Source organism: Chitinilyticum litopenaei DSM 21440, assembly GCF_000428145.1.
In the GTDB taxonomy this organism is placed as follows: Bacteria; Pseudomonadota; Gammaproteobacteria; order Burkholderiales; family Chitinibacteraceae; genus Chitinilyticum; species Chitinilyticum litopenaei.
The window spans coordinates 1-2,775 of the sequence record NZ_ATZJ01000076.1 but is presented as its reverse complement, the minus strand read 5'-3'; the positions used below and the strand labels follow the sequence as shown (position 1 = coordinate 2,775).

The 2,775-nt window shown below is 63.6% G+C and carries 3 protein-coding genes and 1 pseudogene; 2 read left to right on the top strand and 2 right to left on the bottom strand.

Annotated features, from left to right (window positions below; translation table 11 throughout):
• The first annotated feature begins 96 nt into the window (after positions 1–96).
• Positions 97–249 (top strand): hypothetical protein, encoded by a 153-nt coding sequence (locus C515_RS24115; protein WP_158380855.1) that lies wholly within the window; start codon positions 97–99, stop codon positions 247–249.
• A 452-nt stretch (positions 250–701) separates the two neighbouring features.
• Positions 702–1,796 carry a tellurite resistance/C4-dicarboxylate transporter family protein gene (locus C515_RS21640; RefSeq protein ID WP_051305040.1) on the top strand — a complete coding sequence of 365 codons (1,095 nt, stop codon included), beginning with the start codon at positions 702–704 and terminating at the stop codon, positions 1,794–1,796.
• Here the strand turns inward: C515_RS21640 and C515_RS23220 are convergent.
• Both C515_RS23220 and C515_RS24110 read right to left on the bottom strand, forming a co-directional pair.
• On the bottom strand, positions 1,709–2,287 hold the full coding sequence (locus C515_RS23220) for a YIP1 family protein (protein ID WP_081687012.1): 579 nt from the start codon (positions 2,285–2,287) through the stop codon (positions 1,709–1,711). The two genes, C515_RS21640 and C515_RS23220, sit on opposite strands and share 88 nt — an antisense overlap.
• A 200-nt stretch (positions 2,288–2,487) precedes the next feature.
• Positions 2,488–2,775: pseudogene (locus tag C515_RS24110) on the bottom strand (nitrate/nitrite transporter); the annotation flags it as partial.

The window sequence follows — 2,775 nt, the reverse complement described above, 5'->3', positions numbered from 1 at the left end:
GAATCACCGGCAACCCATTACGCAGCCTGGCTGGAGCGAGAAAAGCTGGCCGCATAACCGCTACCTTGGTAGCCGGAAAGCGCGGGTAACCTCAAAGTGCCCACACCCCCGCTGGCCGTGCAGCACACCTTCGACTGCCTGCAAGCCGCCGTCGCCGCCCTCAAGGCCCGGCACGCCGCCATCCGCGAAGCCAACGCCGCGCTGTTGCCGGCGCTGCTGGCGCGGCTGTTTGCGCACGGGTGCGATTGATTTGCAGGGTATATTGCCATAGCCCTTTGATTTGATTGGCTGCATGGCAATACCTTGTTTGGTATTGTGGCCGTTGGCGACCCCGGCAACATGCCGTTCGTCATGCCCGCGCCTGATCAGGTAGCCAGTCCAGCACGCCGTCATACCGGCGAAAGGCGGTATCCAGAGCATCGCTCGAACAGGCCTTGCCGCTGGATTCCCGCTTTCGCGGGAATGACGAACTGTACTTTGCCGGGGCGGCCGCCCGACCAGGAGGCGTGAACGGGTTGGCGGGGTTGGCGCGCGGCGGCCTGGCCGGGTTCCCGGCGGGGCGCGTGAATATTACCCGTTGCCTGCCGCAGCGCGCGCGGCGCCTGCGCTTGCCGTAAACTGGCGGCGGCTGGCGGCGGCAATCCCCCGGCAATCCCTCCCGCACCTGCCGCGTTTCCAGTGTCTTGAACGGATTTTTGCGCATGATTTCTTTGAAAAAACTGCATCCGGGCAATTTTGCCGTGGTCATGGCCAGCGGCATCATTTCGGCGGGCTTCGCTGCGCTGGAGTACCGGAGGCTCGCCGAGCTGTTTTACCTGTTCACGCTGGCCAGCTGGGGCGTGCTGCTGGCCCTGAGCGCGATTCGCCTGCTGCGGCACGCCCGCACGGTGCGCGCGGATCTGCTCAATCCGCGCCTGGTGTTTTCCTATTTCACCCTGGTGGCCGCCACCGGCATCGTGGGCTTGCTGCTGCACGCGCATGGCTTTGCGCAATGGGCGCTGGCGTGCTGGGCGCTGGCCTTTGTCGCCTGGTGCGCGCTGCTGTATCTGGCGTTCAGCGTGCTGACCTTCATCAGCCACGAGCACAATGTGAATATCGTGCACGGCGGCTGGCTCATTACCATCGTCGGCACGCAGTCGCTGGTGTTGCTGGGGGCGCGCATCGCGCCCGATCTGGGGCCGTGGGCGGATTACATGCTGGTCGAAATCCACATGCTGTGGGGCTTGGGGCTGGTGTTCTACGGCATTTTCGTGACGCTGTTCTGCTACCGCATTTTCTTTCTGGCCTTGCGCGCCCAGGATACCTCGCCGCTGTTTGGCGTCATCATGGGGGCGGCGGCCATTTCCGCCAATGCGGGCACGAGCCTGCTGGAATCGTCGTCCCGTTTGGTCTTTTTGCGCGAGCAGCATCCGTTCATCAACGGCATTACCATGCTGTGCTGGGCCTGGGCGACCTGGTGGATTCCCATGCTGGTGCTGTTTTCGCTCTGGAAACACGGCGTCAAGAAGCTGCCGCTGGTGTACGAGCCGGTGTTGTGGAGCTTTGTGTTTCCGCTGGGGATGTATGCGGTGGTCAGTGCGCGCTTTGGCTGGGAGGCGGATTTTCCGCCGCTGGCGGTGATCGCCAGGGGGATGATCTGGGTGGCTTTCGCCGCCTGGCTGGGAACGCTGCTGACCATGCTGGCCGCCGCGTTCCGCAGCCTGCGGCTTTACATGGCGGGCAGCAACAGCAGGGGCACGAGCACCAGCGCGACGATAAAGCACCAGACCAGCGCGCCGAACGAGAAGATGTTGTAGGCCAGCACGATCGTTTCCACCGAATCATCGTGTTCGAACAGCGCATCCAGCCCGTGATACAGCAGGCAGGCGGACGCCAGCAGCCCGAGCAGCGCGCAAATGACATTGACGGCGGGAATGGCGATGAACAGGGAGAGCGCGCTCAGCCAGATCGGCAGGGGCACGATCGCGGCCAGCTTGTAGCAGTCCGCCAGTGGCGGGCGCACCGCGGCATGCACGGAGTGCTGGATGATTTTCGCCATGAGCGGGACGCAGAGCCAGGCGCTCAGCAACAGCACGGCCGCCGCCCAGTACCAGCTGCCCATGCCGGCTTCGGGGGCGTAGGCTTGCGGCGCTGTCGTGGCGGCGTACAGCACCATGATGGCGCCAAAGAGCGAGGCGGGAAGCACCAGCAGCAGGAAGCTGCGCAGGATCGAGGGATGGTCGTCCGCCAGCTCGCGCCAGCCGGCGTCGGAGGAATACAGCATTCGCAGGGGGTCGTAGAGGTGCATGATGTTCTCCTTGTGGCGACGGTGGGGACTTTCCGGCTGGACAGGGTCCTGTTTTCACCCTAGGGGATTTCCGTGGAATGGCAAGCACAACCAGCGCCTGTGCGCAAGAGCGGCGCGGTGCTGCCGCGTCGACAAAAAAAACCCGCCGGTTCCGGCGGGTTATCAAGAGCGCTCTGTCTGCCCTGGTCAGGAGGTGCTTGTCAGCATGGCAAGGCGGCATGCTTTCTGGCGTAGAAGTACCAGGTGATGATGATGCAGGTTACGTAGAAGACCAGAAAGCCATACAGCGCCATTTCCGGGCCGCCGGTGCTCTTCATCGACAGGCCGAAGCTCTGCGGGATGAAGAAGCCGCCGTAGGCGCCAATCGCACTGATGAAACCGCCGGCTGCCGCGGATTCCTTCACGCCGCGCAGCAAGGATTTCTTTTCTTCCGCCTCGCCCTTGCCTGCCGCTTCACGCTTGCACAGGGTCGAGAAAATGGTGGGGAT